General features: G+C 63.4%; 14 protein-coding genes and 1 pseudogene. 4 read left to right on the top strand and 11 right to left on the bottom strand.

Translation table 11 applies throughout. The annotated features are described in order from the left end of the window. The 3 genes and pseudogenes from B0G74_RS03910 to B0G74_RS03900 all read right to left on the bottom strand — a co-directional run bounded on the left by B0G74_RS03910 (position 1) and on the right by B0G74_RS03900 (position 2,613). Positions 1 to 1,114, bottom strand: a pseudogene (locus B0G74_RS03910) (MSMEG_0568 family radical SAM protein). Continuing rightward, the gene (locus B0G74_RS03905) at positions 1,065 to 2,111 is read right to left on the bottom strand and encodes a Nit6803 family nitrilase (RefSeq protein WP_132373726.1); all 1,047 of its coding nucleotides are present in this window, start codon (positions 2,109 to 2,111) and stop codon (positions 1,065 to 1,067) included. The pseudogene B0G74_RS03910 and the gene B0G74_RS03905 overlap by 50 nt, the downstream one beginning before the upstream one ends. 19 nt (positions 2,112 to 2,130) lie before the next feature. Next, entirely contained in the window at positions 2,131 to 2,613 is a 483-nt protein-coding gene (locus B0G74_RS03900) for an MSMEG_0572/Sll0783 family nitrogen starvation response protein (RefSeq protein WP_054040483.1), read from the bottom strand. 352 nt (positions 2,614 to 2,965) lie between these two features. Between B0G74_RS03900 and B0G74_RS03895 the strand changes: the two genes are divergently transcribed. The 3 genes from B0G74_RS03895 (at position 2,966) to B0G74_RS03885 (ending at position 8,029) form a co-directional block, all read left to right on the top strand. Continuing rightward, positions 2,966 to 4,357 (top strand): PLP-dependent aminotransferase family protein, encoded by a 1,392-nt coding sequence (locus B0G74_RS03895; RefSeq protein ID WP_132373725.1) that lies wholly within the window; start codon positions 2,966 to 2,968, stop codon positions 4,355 to 4,357. A gap of 269 nt (positions 4,358 to 4,626) precedes the next feature. Further along, on the top strand, positions 4,627 to 6,426 hold the full coding sequence (locus B0G74_RS03890; RefSeq protein WP_132373724.1) for a methyl-accepting chemotaxis protein: 1,800 nt from the start codon (positions 4,627 to 4,629) through the stop codon (positions 6,424 to 6,426). Positions 6,427 to 6,448: 22 nt separating this feature from the next. After that, positions 6,449 to 8,029: a methyl-accepting chemotaxis protein gene (locus tag B0G74_RS03885; protein WP_132373723.1), complete on the top strand. Its 1,581-nt coding sequence runs from the start codon at positions 6,449 to 6,451 to the stop codon at positions 8,027 to 8,029. Positions 8,030 to 8,090: 61 nt separating this feature from the next. Here the strand turns inward: B0G74_RS03885 and B0G74_RS03880 are convergent, their stop codons facing one another. From B0G74_RS03880 to B0G74_RS03860, 5 genes are all read right to left on the bottom strand, one after another. Next, positions 8,091 to 8,471 (bottom strand): DUF5594 family protein, encoded by a 381-nt coding sequence (locus B0G74_RS03880; RefSeq protein WP_132373722.1) that lies wholly within the window; start codon positions 8,469 to 8,471, stop codon positions 8,091 to 8,093. Between the two features lie 130 nt (positions 8,472 to 8,601). Next, entirely contained in the window at positions 8,602 to 8,952 is a 351-nt protein-coding gene (locus B0G74_RS03875; RefSeq protein WP_132376834.1) for a ribbon-helix-helix domain-containing protein, read from the bottom strand. A gap of 147 nt (positions 8,953 to 9,099) precedes the next feature. Next, a complete protein-coding gene (locus B0G74_RS03870; protein WP_132373721.1) occupies positions 9,100 to 10,686 on the bottom strand; it encodes a GMC family oxidoreductase in 1,587 nt (528 codons plus the stop codon). Between the two features lie 80 nt (positions 10,687 to 10,766). Then, positions 10,767 to 11,456 (bottom strand): tat (twin-arginine translocation) pathway signal sequence, encoded by a 690-nt coding sequence (locus tag B0G74_RS03865; RefSeq protein WP_132373720.1) that lies wholly within the window; start codon positions 11,454 to 11,456, stop codon positions 10,767 to 10,769. Between the two features lie 111 nt (positions 11,457 to 11,567). After that, positions 11,568 to 11,966 carry a VOC family protein gene (locus B0G74_RS03860; protein WP_132373719.1) on the bottom strand — a complete coding sequence of 133 codons (399 nt, stop codon included), beginning with the start codon at positions 11,964 to 11,966 and terminating at the stop codon, positions 11,568 to 11,570. Between the two features lie 358 nt (positions 11,967 to 12,324). Between B0G74_RS03860 and B0G74_RS03855 the strand changes: the two genes are divergently transcribed. Further along, positions 12,325 to 12,735 carry a DUF2000 domain-containing protein gene (locus tag B0G74_RS03855; protein ID WP_132373718.1) on the top strand — a complete coding sequence of 137 codons (411 nt, stop codon included), beginning with the start codon at positions 12,325 to 12,327 and terminating at the stop codon, positions 12,733 to 12,735. Positions 12,736 to 12,756: 21 nt separating this feature from the next. Here B0G74_RS03855 and B0G74_RS03850 read toward each other — a convergent pair whose 3' ends face one another. Genes B0G74_RS03850 through B0G74_RS03840 form a run of 3 tightly spaced genes read right to left on the bottom strand, consistent with a single transcriptional unit; the run spans position 12,757 to position 15,856 of the window. Beyond that, positions 12,757 to 13,281 (bottom strand): Lrp/AsnC family transcriptional regulator, encoded by a 525-nt coding sequence (locus tag B0G74_RS03850; protein ID WP_132373717.1) that lies wholly within the window; start codon positions 13,279 to 13,281, stop codon positions 12,757 to 12,759. Next, the gene (locus B0G74_RS03845) at positions 13,278 to 14,939 is read right to left on the bottom strand and encodes an acyl-CoA synthetase (protein WP_132376833.1); all 1,662 of its coding nucleotides are present in this window, start codon (positions 14,937 to 14,939) and stop codon (positions 13,278 to 13,280) included. Before B0G74_RS03845 ends, B0G74_RS03850 begins: the two co-directional genes overlap by 4 nt. Further along, positions 14,939 to 15,856 (bottom strand): SDR family oxidoreductase, encoded by a 918-nt coding sequence (locus B0G74_RS03840; protein ID WP_132373716.1) that lies wholly within the window; start codon positions 15,854 to 15,856, stop codon positions 14,939 to 14,941. Before B0G74_RS03840 ends, B0G74_RS03845 begins: the two co-directional genes overlap by 1 nt. Between the last annotated feature and the right edge of the window lie 110 nt (positions 15,857 to 15,966).

Genomic DNA, 15,966 nt, shown 5'->3' with positions numbered 1-15,966 from the left:
TCACTCCTCGTACGATGACAGCGACGAACACGCGCCGCATTTGCCACAACCGGCCTTGATATCGCTCGAGCGCATGGCAGCGGCATTGAGCATGCCGCCAAGCGGCTGCAACACCGACTTCATGAATTCAGGCGTGGGCGCCGGATGATCTTCGAGCGGCGTGCCGCTGATCGGCACGAACGGCACGACGAACGGATAGACGCCGAGCTCGATTAGTTCGCGCGACATCGTCAGGATGGCTTCCGCGCTATCGCCGAGCCCGGCGAGAATGTAGGTACTGACCTGCCCGCGCCCGAATACGGCCACGGCGGACTCGAACGCTTCCATGTAGCGCGACAGCGGCACGCTCGCCTTGCCCGGCATGATCCGTTCGCGCAAAGCGGGCGTCACGACTTCGAGATGCATGCCGAGTGTGTCGATGCCGCTCGCTTTCATGCGCGCGAACCAGCGATCGTCGTCGGGCGGCTCGCATTGCGCCTGGATCGGCAGATCGACCGCGGCCTTGATCGCGAAACGCGCTCTCGCACAGAATCTGCGCGCCACGATCCGGCGTGGGCGGCGTGCCGGTGGTCAACACCATATGCTTCACGCCGTCGAGCAGTACGGCCGCGCGCGCCACTTCCGCGAGTTGCTCCGGTGTCTTGCGCGCAATCGTGCGGCCCGCCGCGAGCGACTGCCCAATCGCGCAGAACTTGCAGCTTTTGCGCCGGCTCTCGTATCGAATGCAGGTTTGCAACACGGTGGTCGCGAGCACGTCCGCACTGTGCAATGCGGCGATATGCGAGTACGGCACGCCGTCTAGCGTCTGCATGGCGTAAAAACGCGGCGCTTTCGGAAAGCTGATGTTGGCGATCGGAATCGTGCCGCGCAGCAGCGCGCTCGAACCACTCGCATCGGGCGTCTGCGCGACGAAGGGCGAGTGCCACGCGGTGCTCGTATGCACGGGCACCATGATCGTCACGCCGTCCACCGTCACCGCCTTGTGGTCAGACGGTCCCGCGCCGCCGCGCCGGCTCGCCGCGCCCGCATCCGGCGACACGAGCCGCAGACCGGTCGACTGCAATTCAGTCATCAATTGCCGGCTCTGCGCCGACAGCGACTCGCTGGCGTTCATCGCATCCTCCTTCGGTTGAATTCAAATCGGCGCTCGCGGCGGCCGGCCACGCCGGCATCGGCGCCACGGTTTCCGCGGGACGCCGGTTGATCGCGAGGCTCAGCAACTCGGGGCGCGCGTAATGGCCGACCGAATCCATCATGCGTTTGCGCTTGGTGATCAGCGCCATGTCGAGGTCGGCGATCACCATGCCTTCGCCTTCGCGCAGCGGCTCGACGAGATGCTGGCCTTCCGGCGACACGATCGCGGTATTGCAGCCGCCGCGCAGCGCCTTCTGCAAATTCGTATCCGGCGTCACGGACGCGATCTGCGCTTCGGTGAGCCACCCCGTCGCATTCACGACAAAGCAACCGGACTCCAACGCGTGATGCCGGATCGTCACCTCGATCTGATCGGCGAAAATCGGCCCCACCAGCGAACCGGGAAACTGACTGCAATGAATCTCTTCGTGTTGCGTCATCAACGCATAACGCGCGAGCGGGTTGTAGTGCTCCCAGCAGGCAAGCGCACCGATTCGCCCCACCGCCGTATTCGCCACCGTCAAACCCGCTGCGTCGCCCTGCCCCCAGATCATCCGTTCATGAAACGTCGGCGTGATCTTGCGGCGCTTGAGGACGATCCGGCCATCCACGTCGAAGATCAACTGCGTGTTGTAAAGGCTGCCGTGATCGAGCTCGTTGACACCGAGCACCACCACCATCCGATGCAAACGCGCCTGCTCGGCCACCGCCTGCGTCACCGGGCCCGGCACGATCACGGCCTCTTCGTAGAGTTTCATGTGATCGGCGCCGGACGCAACGGGCGGCCGCACGAAAGAGAAGTAGGGGTAATACGGCACGAAGGTTTCGGGAAACACGATCAGTTGGACGCCATCGCGTGCCGCTTTTTCGATTGCCTCGCAGACCTTTTCGAGCGTGCCGCCGCTGCGCTCGAAGTCGGGCGCGATCTGAACCGCTGCGGCGCGCACGATGCGCTTGCCCGTCGATTTTTCGGACATGGTGGTCACTCGCCTTTCGTCAAACCGTCCACGTATGGATGATCAACGCGTTGTCCTTGCGGTGAAGCAACTGGATGTCGAGCACGTCGAGCGGGCTGATCGGCCGGATGCCTTCGATCAGCGAGGCTTCCCCGTGGCCATACAGTGCCTGCAGCGCGAAGCGGCACGCGTAGACTTTGCCGCCCTCTTCCATGAACTTCATCAGTTGCTTGTTGAAGTTCAGATGGCCGGGAAACGCTTCGTCGCCGAGCGTGGGAAAGCCGCGTTGCAGACCGAGCGTGACGCCCGGTCCATACAGCAGCACCGACGTTTCGAAGCCCTTGCGTTGCAGGCGCGTCGCCTGCAGCAGATTGACGAAACCGATCGAGCCTTCGAACGCGACCGTGTGAAACGTGACGAGCGCCTTCTCGCCCGGCTCGGCTTTCACGTCTTCGAAGACTTTCTCCTCGTAGTCGACAAGGTAATCGCCTTTCTGATGCAGCGGTTTGTTGACGGCTGGCATGACACTCTCCGATCAGGTTTGCTAAGTAAAAGAGGGCGCGCGTTCAAGCTGTGCGCGCTTCTTCCAATGCAACGGCCGTGCCATTGATCGGCCGCGCGAATGCGATCAATCAGCAATCAATTCCGTCTCGATTCGAAGTGCGACTCGAAAAAATTTTTGGCGCGAAGGTTGCATACGACTCAGACATGCCGCGCTAACACCGTTGGCGCAGCCTTACCGCACCACCCATGTGCGATTCGCGCATAACGACGTGTCGGCATGGTGCAGTCATTCACCACGGTCGATCAATCCGATCATTGATCGCATGCGGATGCGATCAACTTCTTTCAACGTGAATAGAGGCCCGAAGGCAATGAGCAGCCCGACACATCACTGGATCAAACGTCTCGCCGACATTCGCAAGCCGGCCTATCTGGCGATTCCCGATCTGATCGAAGAAGATCTCGCCACCGGGCGGCTGCGTCCGCGCGACCGCTTGCCGGGATTGCGCGATCTCGCCCTGGAACTCGCGCTGAACTACACGACAGTGGCGCGCGCCTATGCCGAAGCACGCAAACGTGGCCTGCTCGATTCGCGCGCCGGCAGCGGCACGTTCGTGCGCGGCCGTACGGCCACGTTGCCGCTCGCAGGCGGCAGCAGCATCGAAATGTCGATGAACACGCCGCCCGAGCCGCCCGATTACGTGATCCGCCTGCGCGAATCCGCCGCGCGGCAGATGGCCGATAGCGATCCTTATCAGTTGCTCCGTTATCAGGACTTCGGCGGCTCGGCGGCCGACAAGGACGCGGGTGCCGAATGGCTGAGGCGCCGCGTGCCGCATTGCGACGCGCAGAACGTGCTGGTGTGCCCCGGCATCCATAGCGCGCTGGTGGCGCTCGTCTCCCAGCTCGCGCGGCCCGGCGGCACCATCTGTCTCGATGCACTTGCCTACCCCGGCATCAAGGCGATCGCCGCGCAACTTGGCGTGCGTCTGCAAGCGTTGCCACGCGACGACGAAGGGCCGCTCGCTCATGCCTTCGAAGCGCTCTGCAAGACGGACAAACCGAGCGCGTTCTATTGCAATCCGACGCTGCAAAATCCGAGCACGCTGACGCTCACGCACAAACGGCGCGAGGCGCTCGCCGACGTGGCGCTGCGCTACAGCGTGCCGATCATCGAAGACGATGCGTACGCGATGCTGCCGCAGAGCGCGCCCGATGCTCTCACGAGTTTCGCGCCCGAACTGACGTATTACGTGACCGGTTTGTCGAAGAGCTTCGGCGCCGGTTTGCGCGTCGCGCATCTGCATGCGCCGACGCCGCGGCAAACACAGCGGCTAGCCGGCGCATTGCGCGCCACCACCGTGATGGCGAGTCCGTTCACGGTCACGCTCGCGACGCAGTGGATCGCGGACGGCACCGCCGCGGACATGCTCAACGCGATCCGCAACGAGTCGCGCGCTCGCCAGGCAATTGCCTCGCGCATGCTCGAAGCGTGGCCTTACGAAGCGCATCAGGATGGCTTTCATTTGTGGTTGCCGGTGCCGATGGAAAGCGGCTGGAGCGCGTCCGAACTCGCCTTGCAATTGCGCAATCAGGGGATCGCCGCCGTGGCGGGCGCCGCATTTTCCACCGATGGCAATCCGCCCAACGCCATGCGCGTCTGTCTCGGCGGATCGAAAACGCGCGATGAATGCGAGGAAGCGCTGCGCATCGTGGCGGAGACACTCGACCATCCGCATCATTTGCATTCTCCAGTCATGTAAGGCGATCGGCGTTATTGTCATACGAATACAGCGCATCACCGGCCGCTTACCAGCGTGCAGCGAAACGCTGCTTCCGCACGCATTGAAAACGCCAACTCGCAAGAAATATTTCGCGGGCAGTCGACACGCCGCCCCGCACGGCTCTCCCGCCATTGGCGAGCAATTGAAAGCATTCGCCGCTCAAGTCCCACTTGTTGAAGCCGTATACAGCGTGTGAGGCCCCCGCCTCACCGACTCCGGTTCACCGCTCACTCCGAAAGACTCCCGACATGTTCACCTCCATTCGCGCGCGCATCGTCGCCCTGTGCGTCGCTATCGTTGTGGTCGCGCTCGCCGCCAACGCGGTTCTCAACTATGTCGTCGCCAACTCGTACAACGCCGATGCGATCGACAGCAGCCTGACCGCGGTCGAAAGCGGTCACGCGGACGGCATCAGCGACTGGGTCGCGGCCAACAGCCAGATGATCAACTCGTTGCAGGACGCAGTGCTGCAAGCCGATCCGTCCGCCGCGCTGAAGCAGATCGCCGCGGCTGGCAAGTTCACGAACGTGTATGTCGGCTACGCGGACAAGACCGCGAAGTTCTCCGATCCGACCGGCATTCCGCCCGACTACGATCCGACCGGCCGTCCCTGGTACAAGCAGGCCGCCGCGGCGGGCAAGCCGGTGGTGACGCCGCCGTACGTGGACGTGGGCACGGGCAAACTGGTGGTAGCGTTCGCCGCGCCCGTGGTGCGCGACGGCGCGGTGAAAGGCGTGGTCTCCGGCGACGTCGCGATGGACAGCGTGATCGCCAACGTCAAGTCGATTCATCCGACGCCGGCGAGCTTCGGCATGTTGATCGATGCGAGCGGCCATATCGTCGCGCATCCCGACGCGAAACTGACCCTGAAGCCGGTCTCCGACGTGGCGCCGGCCCTGACGAGCGACAAACTCGCCGCCCTCTTCAGTACCGACCGTCCGCTGGAAATGGACGTGAACGGCAGCACGAAGCTAATGCGTGCCCAAGCGATTCCCGGCACGGATTGGTACGCGGTCGTCGCGCTCGACAAAGCCGAAGCGACGGCCGGCATGCGTTCGCTGCTGACCGCTTCGGTGATCGCGCTGATCGTGATCGCCGGCATCGCCGCCGCGGTCGTGGCGGCGGTCACGGCTGTTTCGTTTCAGCGTCTGTCGAAAGTGCGCGACGCCATGGACGCCATCGGCTCCGGCGAAGGCGACCTCACACAACGCCTGCCGGCCTCCGGCAACGACGAAGTCGCGCAGATCGCGCGTTCGTTCAACACCTTCATCGACAAACTCAGCCACGTGATGCGCCAGATTCGCAACTCCAGCGAATCGGTGCGCGTGGCCGCGAACGAAATCGCGGCGGGCAACGTCGATCTGTCGGGCCGCACGGAATCGGCCGCGGCGAGCTTGCAGCAAACCGCCGCGTCGATGGAGGAAATCACCTCGACCGTCACGCAATCGGCCAGCGCCGCGAAGCAGGCCGACGATACCGCCGTGTCCGCCTCGCAGGTCGCCTCGCGCGGCGGCGTGGTGATCTCCGAAGTGATTGCGACGATGGGCGAGATCCAGCATGCGTCAGTGAAGATCTCCGACATCATCGGCGTGATCGACGGCATTGCGTTCCAGACCAACATCCTCGCGTTGAACGCCGCGGTGGAAGCCGCGCGCGCGGGCGAACAGGGCCGCGGTTTCGCGGTCGTGGCCGGCGAAGTGCGCAGCCTCGCGCAACGCAGCGCGCAGGCGGCGAAGGAAATCAAGGCGCTGATCGAATCGACCGTGGCCAGCGTCACGTCGGGTTCCGGTCAGGTGCGCCAGGCCGGCGAGACGATGACGGAGATCGTCAGCAACGTCGCCAACGTGACGACCATCATTTCCGAAATCACTCAGGCCGCCAACGAACAGACGCGCGGCATTCAGGAAGTGAACCGCGCGGTCAGCCAGCTCGACGAGATGGTTCAACAGAACGCCGCGCTGGTCGAGGAATCCACGGCGGCCGCCGCCGCGCTGCAAAGCCAGGCCGTGAGCCTCGCAAGCGCGGTGACGCAATTCAAGCTCGATTAAACGCCTTACCTGGGACATCGCAGTGACGTTCTATAGAAATCTGAAGATCGCCATTAAATTGGCGTTGCTCGGCGCGGTGTTGTTAGCCGCGACGATGATCGTGGGTCTGGAAGGCTGGCACGCGTTGTTGAAAACGCATGAGCTGCAAATCCAGTCGGCGCAATCGCTCAGTCAATACGCGCAAGCCGCCGACACGGCGCGCGTCGCGCAGGTCGAGTTCAAGAAGCAGGTGCAGGAATGGAAGGACCTGTTGTTGCGCGGCGCCGATCCGGCTGCGTTCGCCAAGTACCGTGATGCCTTCGGCAAGGAAAGCGGCACGACGCACGCCGCCCTGCTGCGCCTGAAGGATCAGTTGAGTGCGTTGGGTGCGAACGTGGACGGTGTCGACAAGGCGCTCGCCACGCATGCTTCGTTGCAGGACAGCTACCTCGATGCGCTCAAGCATTACGATGCCGCCGATCCGAACACGGCGCACGTAGTGGACGGTCTCGTGAAGGGCATCGACCGCGCGCCGACCGCCGCGATCGACGACATCGTCGCCACGGTGATGCAGCAGGCGCAAGACTCCAATGTGCGCACGAGCGAAGCGGCGGAACGCTCCTATACGCTTGCCACGGCGCTGTTGCTGTCGGTCGTGACCGGTTCGCTCGGCGTCGGTGCATTCGCGGTCTGGTTTCTCAGCCGCAGCATCACGCTGCCGGTCAGGCAGGCCGTGGGAGTCGCGCAGGCGGTCGCAGCAGGCGATTTGCGCGCGGACGTGGCGGTGATCAGCCGCGACGAAACCGGCCAGTTGCTCCTCGCGCTCAACGACATGAACCAGCGCTTGCGGCATATCGTCAGCGAGATTCGTGAAGGCGCGACGACGATTTCGTCCGCCACGCAGGAGATCGCGGCGGGCAACCTCGACCTGTCCGCGCGCACCGAACAGCAAGCGGCCTCGCTCGAAGAAACCGCTGCGTCGATGCAGCACTTCACCGACTCGGTTCAGCGCAACGCCGCCAATGCGCGCGAGGCCACGACGCTCGCGCAAACCGCCGCGCAAGCCGCGCGCGAAGGCGGCGCCGTCATGAGCGACGCGGTGCGCACGATGGGCCAGATCGACGCGGCGTCCAAGCGCATCGTCGATATTATCGCGGTGGTGGAAGCAATCGCGGCGCAGACGAATATCCTCGCGCTCAACGCCGCGGTCGAAGCGGCTCGCGCCGGCACGCAAGGGCGCGGCTTCGCGGTGGTGGCGAGCGAAGTGCGCAGTCTCGCGCAACGTTCGGCCGATGCCGCGCACGAGATCAAGGCGTTGATTCGCGAGTCGGTCGCCACGATCGACGCCGGCACGCAACTGATCAATCACGCGAGCAATACGATGGACGGTGTGGTGGAAAGCGCCGGCAGCGTGACGCGTATCGTCGAATCGATCGCGACGGCGAGCGTCGATCAGGCAGCGGGTATCGCGGAAGTAAACGATGCCGTCACGCAGATGGACCAGGTGACGCAAAGCAACGCAGCGCTCGTCGAGCAGGCAGCCGCCGCGGCCGATGCGGTGCAAAGCAAGGCATCGGGGCTGGTGCAAAGCGTGAGTTTCTTCAGGCTGGGCGCCGCGGCTTGAGGGATCGGCGCCGCGCGGCGATTGTTGTCGTGTGAGGACGAAGCGGCGCGCAATGCGCCGCTTATGACTCGAAGTCGAGTCCGCCGATCAAAACCAGAGGATCGGCCTGCGTATGCGAGAGAAAATCCAGTTCGCGCGCATGATCCCAGCCTGCAAGCTTGCGCGGCAACGCGGCCAGGTACCCGGCGAAACGCGACGGCCCTTCCTCGCCCATCAGTCTCTCGATCTCGTCGCTGTCCCAGGTCAGATACAGATTCAGCGGATACGGGTAATGTCCCATGTCTTCGATGGGCGTTGCATGAATTCGCACGCGTGTGGGACGTCCATGGCCGCCGTACGGCAGCACTTCGGTATGCACCGTGGTGGCGAAACAGGCGGCAATCGCCTCGGCGATGCGAGGCGCGAATTGTTCATCGAAACGGGCGGCGCTCTCGGGACGCATTTGTGTCTCCGACTTTTGTGCGTGGTGCGCTAGACATCGTAGCACGCGCGGAGGCGCGCGCCGGTTGTGGATCCGCCGCGGCATACTTGACCGTCGCGATGCTGCTCCAGCTTCGCGCTGCCCTCTCGCATCAAACCGTCTTCAGAATCCGCGGCCTCGTTTCGTTCAACACGCTTGCCGGCTCGGGCACCGCATCGGGCGCACTGTCGCCCTTCTCCGTGCGCATCGACAGATAGCGCAAACAGCACACCCGCAAAAACGATGCGAAGTTAGTCGGCATTTCGCCGCGCAGCGCGATCAGTTCGTCGTAGAGCTTCACGGCGAACTGGCTGGTCGTCATGCTCTCGCGCGCGGCGATTTCGTGCAGCACGTCCCAGAACAGATTCTCCAGCCGGACCGTGGTGATCACACCGTGAATGCGCAACGAGCGCGTGCGCGATTCATACAGGATCGGATCGGCGTTGATGTATATCCCACACATAACGTTCACTCCCGGTTTCCAGGCGCGCGCGCCGTGACGCTTTTCATGCAGCCACGGCACGCCGCCCGCCTTCGTCAACATACGCGGGCATCCAGCACTCGACAATCGCATCGAACCCGAACGCCGCTCCTGCCCCGTCGAACCGCTTTACACCGCGCGTTTGTTCATCTGCCCGGCGATGTGATCCGCCTGGCGGATCGCCAGCGTGACGATCGTCAAGGTCGGATTTTCCGCCGCTCCGGTGGTGAACTGGCTGCCATCCGAAATGAACAGGTTCGACACCTCGTGCGTCTGGCCGAAGCGGTTGCACACGCCGTCTTCTGCGCGCGCGCTCATGCGGGCGGTGCCGAGGTTGTGCGTGGACGGATACGGCGGCACGCGATATACCGTCTTCGCGCCCGCCGCTTCGTACACCGCGGTGCCCTGCTTGTATGCGTGCTCGCGCATCGCTTCGTCGTTCGGATGATCGTCGAAGTGCACGTTGGCGACCGGCTGGCCGTATTGGTCCTTCACGTCCGTATTCAAGGTCACGCGATTGCTCTCGCGCGGCATATCCTCACCGACGATCCACATGCCGGCCGTGTACGCGTATTGATCCATCGCCTGGGCAAATGTCGGACCCCACGCGCCCGGATTGAGAAAGGCCGCGTAAAACGGCAGGCCGAGCGAAACGGTCTCCATGTGGTACCCGCCCGCGAAGCCGCGCTGCGGATTGAACACCGCTTCGTCCTCGATGATGCCGGCCATCGTGGTGCCCTTGAACATATCCACCTTGTCGTTGAACACCGCATACACCGAGCCCGTGGTGTGACGCATGTAGTTGCGGCCCACCTGCCCCGAGCCGTTCGCTAGCCCCTGCGGGAATTTGCTCGAATGCGAGTTCAACAGAAGCCGCGGGGTCTCGATCGAATTGCCGGCCACCGCGACGATACGCGCCTTCTGCCGCTGCAATTTACCTTTCTCATCGTAGTAGAGCACCTCCTTCGCCTTGCCGCGCGCATCGGTTTCGATGCGCACCACGTGGGCCTGCGTGCGCAACTCGAGATGACCAGTCGCCTGCCCGCGCGGCAACTCGGTATAGAGCGTCGACCACTTCGCGCCCGTGCGGCAGCCCTGAAAACAGAAGCCGCGCTGGAAGCAATGCGCGCGGTCGTCGCGCACCACGCTATTGATCGCCATGTGGCCGGTATTGCATTCCTTGTAGCCGACCTTCATCGCGCCGGCCGACATCACCTTGAAGTTGTTGTTGCCCGGCAGGCCCGGCAGACCGTTGGTACGCGTCACGCCCATTTTCTGCGACGCGCGGTCGTAGTACGGATCGAGTTCTTCGCGCGTGAGCGGCCAGTCGAGCAGGTTGGCGTCCTTGATATTGCCGTAGGTCGTCTTCACCTTGAACTCGTACGGCTGGATGCGCAGGCTCGCGCCGGCCCAGTGCGCGGTGGTGCCGCCCACAGTCTTGCAGATCCACGCGGGCAGATTCGGAAAGTCCTTGGCGATGCGCCAGGAGCCCGACGTGGTGCGTTTGTCGAGCCATGACAGCATCTGGAAAGCGCCCCATTCGTCAGTCGTGAAATCGGCCTGCGTATGCAGCTTGCCCGCTTCCAGCACCACGACGTTGATGCCCTTCTGTGCCAGTTCGTTGGCGAGCGTGCCGCCGCCCGCACCCGAACCGATGATCACGACGACCTTGTCGTCGTTGTGCGAAAAACGCACCTTGTTGTTGTCCTGATTCATGTCTTGTCTCCGCTGTCGACCAGAGTTGGCGCTTCAGCGCCTTACTCTGGTCCCATGCACAATGTTTGCCGTCGTGGCGATTAGCTATCCGTCGGAATCGGGCCGCTGGCGGCGGCCGGCGGATTGGGCAGCCACGAGAGACTGTTGAATCCTTTGTTCAGATAACCGCCGTCGCCTTCCGATGCGCCGTAGCCGAAGTGCGCATACGCCATGGTGTTGGCATACAGCGAGACCACCGCGGTGCTGCGTATCGTGTTGAAGAAGGGCGTGCCCGCGAGCGACGCGACGTCTTTCGCCTGGTCGGAAGGCGTGCGCTTGAGCCAGTCCGAGCCGGCTTGCGCGTCGAGCTGTTTGACGCCGTCCGCGAGTTGCTGGCGCACCGCCGGATCGGCTTTCGCTTTCGCGTCGAGGTCCTTGACCACCAGCGCATAGACCGCGTTGTCGAGCGTGGGGTGCGGATAGAGCTGCCGCGTGAAGGCCAGAATCACTTCGCCCTGGTGCGTGTCCAGCCCTTGCAGCTCGAGCGCCCAGGCGCGGCTCGGTGCGAGCGTCGACAGCACCGACGAGAACGCCAGCGTGCCCATCAGCACACCCGTGCCTCTCAATAGCTCGCGCCGCGTGAGCGGAATCCGCAACGCGGCCGCGGCCGCCTTCGCCGCGCGATGTTCGTCGCCGGTTTCATGGGAATGTTCATGGGGATGCGCATGCTCATGACCAAGTGCATGACGTGCGTGATCGGACGTGACGATCGGGATGATCGTTGTCTTCATGTCTGTCTCCTTTGTCGACCAGAGTTGGCGCTTTAGTGCCTACTCGGGTCCCATGCAAGGTTGCTTGTGGGGTATTGCAACTATGCGCGGCGGCCGCCTGGATTGCTTTTACTATTGATAGTGGCCGTAGCGTTCCAGCACTTCGATCTTGTAACCGTCCGGGTCCTGAATGAAAAAGTAACGCGCCAGCAACTCGCCATTGTCGTTGTGAAACTCGCGCAGATCGTTGGGCGTCATGCCGAGATCGAGCAGACGCTGCCGTTCGCTTTTCGCATCGTCCACGCAAAACGCGACGTGACCGTAGCCGTCGCCATGCGAATACGGTTCCTCGCGGCCTTTGTTCCAGGTGAGTTCTATTTCGGCGTCCGCTTCCGCGTTGCGCAAATAGACGAGCGCGAAGTCCGGAAAGTCGAGCCGGTGCGATACGTCGAAGTTGAAAGCCTTTTGATAGAACTGCAGCGAGCGCGGCAGATCGTGTACACGGATCATCGTGTGAATGAGTTTGGCCATCGGTGTCTCCTCGTGTTTGAATCAAGTTTAGGAGGCCGCCCACGCGAGTGGTAATGCACGGCTAAATCGCGCCAGGGACTTGCCCTATGTTGCGAGAGCGTCGTTTGCGGCGTTTTCGTTCGCGCGTCGACGACGCAAACAGCGACGGACAGGGCGCCGCGTCAGGTTGCATTGCAGCACACCTAGCGGTTCAAGCGAGCACGCGCCGAATGGCATTAGGCAAAACCCGACCTCGACGTTGTGCTAACGCGTATCCGGTGAAGCCCATTCGTTTTTGCCTCGTGGCCATGCACACGCGCCTCGAGTTTCCCTAAGATTCGGTTGGTGTCTTCTTGATTGCTGTGGAGCGTAGTGCGTTATGGAATTCGATACGAAAGTCGCGATCATCGTGCTGGACGATCTCGCTGTCTGGCAAAAGCTCAATGTGACCGCGTTTCTCGCGACGGGCATCGCCGGCGCCGCACCGGAGGCGATGGGCGAGCCGTACGAGGACGCGGCGGGCCGCCGGCACGCGCGTCTGCTCGGCCAGCCGATGATGGTGTATCAGGCGGACAACGCGGGTTTGCTGCGCGCGTTTCGCCAGGGCATCGAACGCGAATTGACGCGCGCCGTGTATGTGCGCGCGATGTTTGCGACCGGCCACGATCAGGCGAACCGCGAGGTGTTCCGCGCCGAACCCGCCGATGCGCCCGATCTCGTCGGCATTGCCGTGCGCGGGCCGAAGAAGGCGGTCGATAAAGCCGTAAAAGGTCTCTCACTGCATGCGTGACACGCCGTGCCGCTCTCGCGTTCAGAGTTCAGGACTAGGCCCGCGCTCCAGATAGGTGGTCAGCGCGATGTAGCTGCGCGTGCCGGTAAAGCCTTCGATCGCATGAATGCGCGCGAGCAGTTGTTCGAGCGATTGCGTATCGCGCGTGCGGACCTTGAGCAGCATGGCGCTCTCGCCTGTCACGGTGTGAATCTCCTCGACGTCCGATAGCTCCTGCAGTGCCAGCAGTTGCCGCGTCACCGCCCAGCTCGTGGTATCGACATGTACGAACGCGAGCAATGGACGGTTGAGCCTCGCGGCGTCGAGCGCGGCGACGGTGGCCTTGATCACGCCATCCTTCTTCAACCGCCGGGCGCGTTCGTGGACCGCGGGCGCCGACAGAAACAGCAGCTTGCCCAGTTCGGCGTAAGTCCGCGTGGCGTCTTCGGCGAGCAGCGCGAGCAGCTTGCGGTCGGTGTCGTCGAGCGAGGCCGGGCCCGGTTGGGTGCCCGGCGTCCGGAGCGCCTTGCCGCTGCGAGTCGAGGGTGGACGTGGGCCGGTGCTCATCGTTTTGCGGTGGAATTATCCCCGTCTTCTCCGAGTCCCTCGCGCAACGCTTTGCGGATCACCTTGCCGGTCGCCGTCAACGGCAGGCTGTCGACAAAGCGGATCTCGCGCGGATATTCATGCGCGGCGAGACGCGTTTTGACATGCTGCTGGATCTCGCGCACGAGCGCCTCGTCGCCGACAAAGCCGGCGTTCAGCACCACGAACGCCATCACGATCTCCGTGCGTTCGCGATCCGGCGCGCCGATCACGGCCGCCATCGAAACAGCCGGATGACGCAGCAACGAATCTTCGATCGAAGCCGGCCCGATTCGATAACCGGCGCTCGTGATCACGTCGTCGCCACGACCGACGAAGCGGATGAAGCCGTCCGCGTCGCGCGTGCCGAGGTCGCCGGTCACCAGAAACTTGCCGCGGAATTTCTCGCGCGTCGCCGCCTCGTTGCCCCAGTAGCCGAGGAACATGACCGGATCGGGCGCGGCCACCGCGATATCGCCGATTGCGCCTGGCGGCAGTTCGTTGCCGTCCATATCGACGATCGCGACATGATGCCCCGGCACCGCGCGGCCAATCGCGCCGAAGCACGGCTCGAACAGCGCCGCGCACGACGACAGCACGACGTTGCATTCCGTCTGCCCATAGAACTCGTTGATCGTCACGCCCAGCGCCGCGCGGCCCCAGCCGATCAACTCCTCGCCGAGCGATTCGCCGCCGCTTGCCACCGAGCGCAACGCGAGGTTCCAGCGTTCGGGATGTTCGACTCCGCGCATCATCTTCAGCGCGGTCGGCGGCAAGAACGTGTGCGAGACCGCATGACGCGCCATCAGATCGAACGCGGACTGCCCGTCGAATTTCGCAAAGCGGCGCGCCAACACCGCGACGCCGTGATGCCATGAAGGCAGCAGCACGTCGAACAGGCCGCCGATCCACGCCCAGTCAGCCGGCGTCCACATCAGCGTGGCGTGCGCGGGAAAGCCCTGCTGCGACATCTCGACACCCGGCAGATGACCCAGCAACACGCGATGCCCGTGCAGCGCGCCCTTCGGTTTGCCGGTCGTACCCGATGTATAGATGATGACTGCCGGATCGTCGGCGCCGGTGTCGGCGGGCGTGAAGCTGGCCGTTGCGCTGTTCAGCGCCTGCCAGAATGAACGCACGGCTACTTGCGGATCGCCGCTGTCCTGATCGATATCCACGCTGAAGACACTGCGCAATGCCGGCAACGCCGCGCGGATTTCATCGACCTTCTGCACGCCGCCCCGATCCGTAACCAACGCGACCGCACCGCTATCCCCTAGCCGGTGTTCGATCGCGTCGACGCCGAATAGCGCGAAGAGTGGCACGGCCACCATGCCGGCCTTGTAGGCGGCGAGATGCGCGATCGCCGTTTCGATCGATTGCGAGAGGAAGATGCCGACGCGGTCGCCGCGTTGCGCGCCCGCTGCGAGCAACGCATTGGCGAAGCGGTCGGACAGCGCCTTCAACTGGTCGAACGTATAGCGTGTGGCGTTGCCCTCGGCGTCTTCGTAGATCAGCGCGAGGCGGCCCGAACCGTCGGCCCATTTGTCGCATACGTCGACGCCGATGTTGTAGCGCGCCGGGATGTGCCACGCGAAGTTTGCCGCGAGCGTTTCGTAGGTCTGGCCGTCGAGATTCATCATGTCTGCTCCTGCAAGCCCGTCGGCGGTTGATAGCGCGGGAAGCCGTTATATTCGATCGTACGCTGCGCTTCAGCGAGCGGCCATGAATGGCGCGCGTTCGGCACACCGCCGTCGACACGGATCACCGTGCCGTTGATGAACGCGGACGCCTCCGACAACAGAAAGACCGCCGCGCTGGCGAGTTCGGATTCGGTGCCGAAGCGCTGCAGCGGAACCTTGTGTTTCAGCGTGCGCAGCAACGCCTGATACTCGTCGTTGTAGCTGTCCATGCCCGCGGACGCAATCCAGCCGGGCGCGACCGCGTTGACTCTGACGCCCGCGTGGCCCCATTCGCATGCGGCCGTTTCCGTGAAGTTCCATACGCCGGCGCGGGCCGCGCCTGAATGCCCCATGCCGGGCATGCCGCCCCAGATGTCGGCCAGCATGTTGACGATCGCGCCGCCGTGGTTTTGCATCCATTGGGTATAGCACTCGCGGGACATCAAAAACGTGCCGTGCAGATTGTTGCGCACGACCGCGTCCCAGCCGTTCAAGGAGATCTTTTCGAGCTTGGCGGGGAATTGGCCGCCTGCGCAATTGAAGAGACCGTCCACGCGGCTTAAATCCGTGATGATCGAAGCGATCGTTTCACGGACCTGTTGCTCGTTGCGGATGTCGCACGAGTAAAGCTTGTGGCCGTTGGCGGAGGACGGATGATCCTCGGCCAGTTCGGCTTGCACTGCTTTCAGCTTGTCCTCGCTTCGGCCGACCAGCGCCAGGGTCGCCCCTAAGGACGCGAGTTCGTGAGCCGTGCATCGGCCGAGTCCGCTGCCCGCGCCGGTGACGATGATCACCTTGCCGGCGAAAAGACCTTCGCGGAAAACTGAACGGTAGCCGTTTGACGGCGGTGAGGTACTCGACGAAGCTGCGGGCATTCGGGTGTCTCCTCCATGTGCTGCGCTTTCGATGTTTTCTGAGTTTAGCTCAAGTTTTATCCGCGTGTTGCGCACGTTTGCAATTTTTGTTTCCTCTACCACGCCATTAG

The sequence above is a fragment of the Paraburkholderia sp. BL9I2N2 genome (assembly GCF_004339745.1).
Classification (GTDB): Bacteria; Pseudomonadota; Gammaproteobacteria; order Burkholderiales; family Burkholderiaceae; genus Paraburkholderia.
This window is presented reverse-complemented; position numbering and strand designations above follow the sequence as displayed.

Bases quoted from the DNA above. Each gene is read 5' to 3' on its own strand.
- B0G74_RS03905 (WP_132373726.1), bottom strand. From the start codon at position 2,111: ATGTCCGAAAAATCGACGGGCAAGCGCATCGTGCGCGCCGCAGCGGTT.
- B0G74_RS03900 (WP_054040483.1), bottom strand. From the start codon at position 2,613: ATGCCAGCCGTCAACAAACCGCTGCATCAGAAAGGCGATTACCTTGTC.
- B0G74_RS03895 (WP_132373725.1), top strand. From the start codon at position 2,966: ATGAGCAGCCCGACACATCACTGGATCAAACGTCTCGCCGACATTCGC.
- B0G74_RS03890 (WP_132373724.1), top strand. From the start codon at position 4,627: ATGTTCACCTCCATTCGCGCGCGCATCGTCGCCCTGTGCGTCGCTATC.
- B0G74_RS03880 (WP_132373722.1), bottom strand. From the start codon at position 8,471: ATGCGTCCCGAGAGCGCCGCCCGTTTCGATGAACAATTCGCGCCTCGC.
- B0G74_RS03875 (WP_132376834.1), bottom strand. From the start codon at position 8,952: ATGTGTGGGATATACATCAACGCCGATCCGATCCTGTATGAATCGCGC.
- B0G74_RS03870 (WP_132373721.1), bottom strand. From the start codon at position 10,686: ATGAATCAGGACAACAACAAGGTGCGTTTTTCGCACAACGACGACAAG.
- B0G74_RS03865 (WP_132373720.1), bottom strand. From the start codon at position 11,456: ATGAAGACAACGATCATCCCGATCGTCACGTCCGATCACGCACGTCAT.
- B0G74_RS03860 (WP_132373719.1), bottom strand. From the start codon at position 11,966: ATGGCCAAACTCATTCACACGATGATCCGTGTACACGATCTGCCGCGC.
- B0G74_RS03855 (WP_132373718.1), top strand. From the start codon at position 12,325: ATGGAATTCGATACGAAAGTCGCGATCATCGTGCTGGACGATCTCGCT.
- B0G74_RS03850 (WP_132373717.1), bottom strand. From the start codon at position 13,281: ATGAGCACCGGCCCACGTCCACCCTCGACTCGCAGCGGCAAGGCGCTC.
- B0G74_RS03845 (WP_132376833.1), bottom strand. From the start codon at position 14,939: ATGAATCTCGACGGCCAGACCTACGAAACGCTCGCGGCAAACTTCGCG.
- B0G74_RS03840 (WP_132373716.1), bottom strand. From the start codon at position 15,856: ATGCCCGCAGCTTCGTCGAGTACCTCACCGCCGTCAAACGGCTACCGT.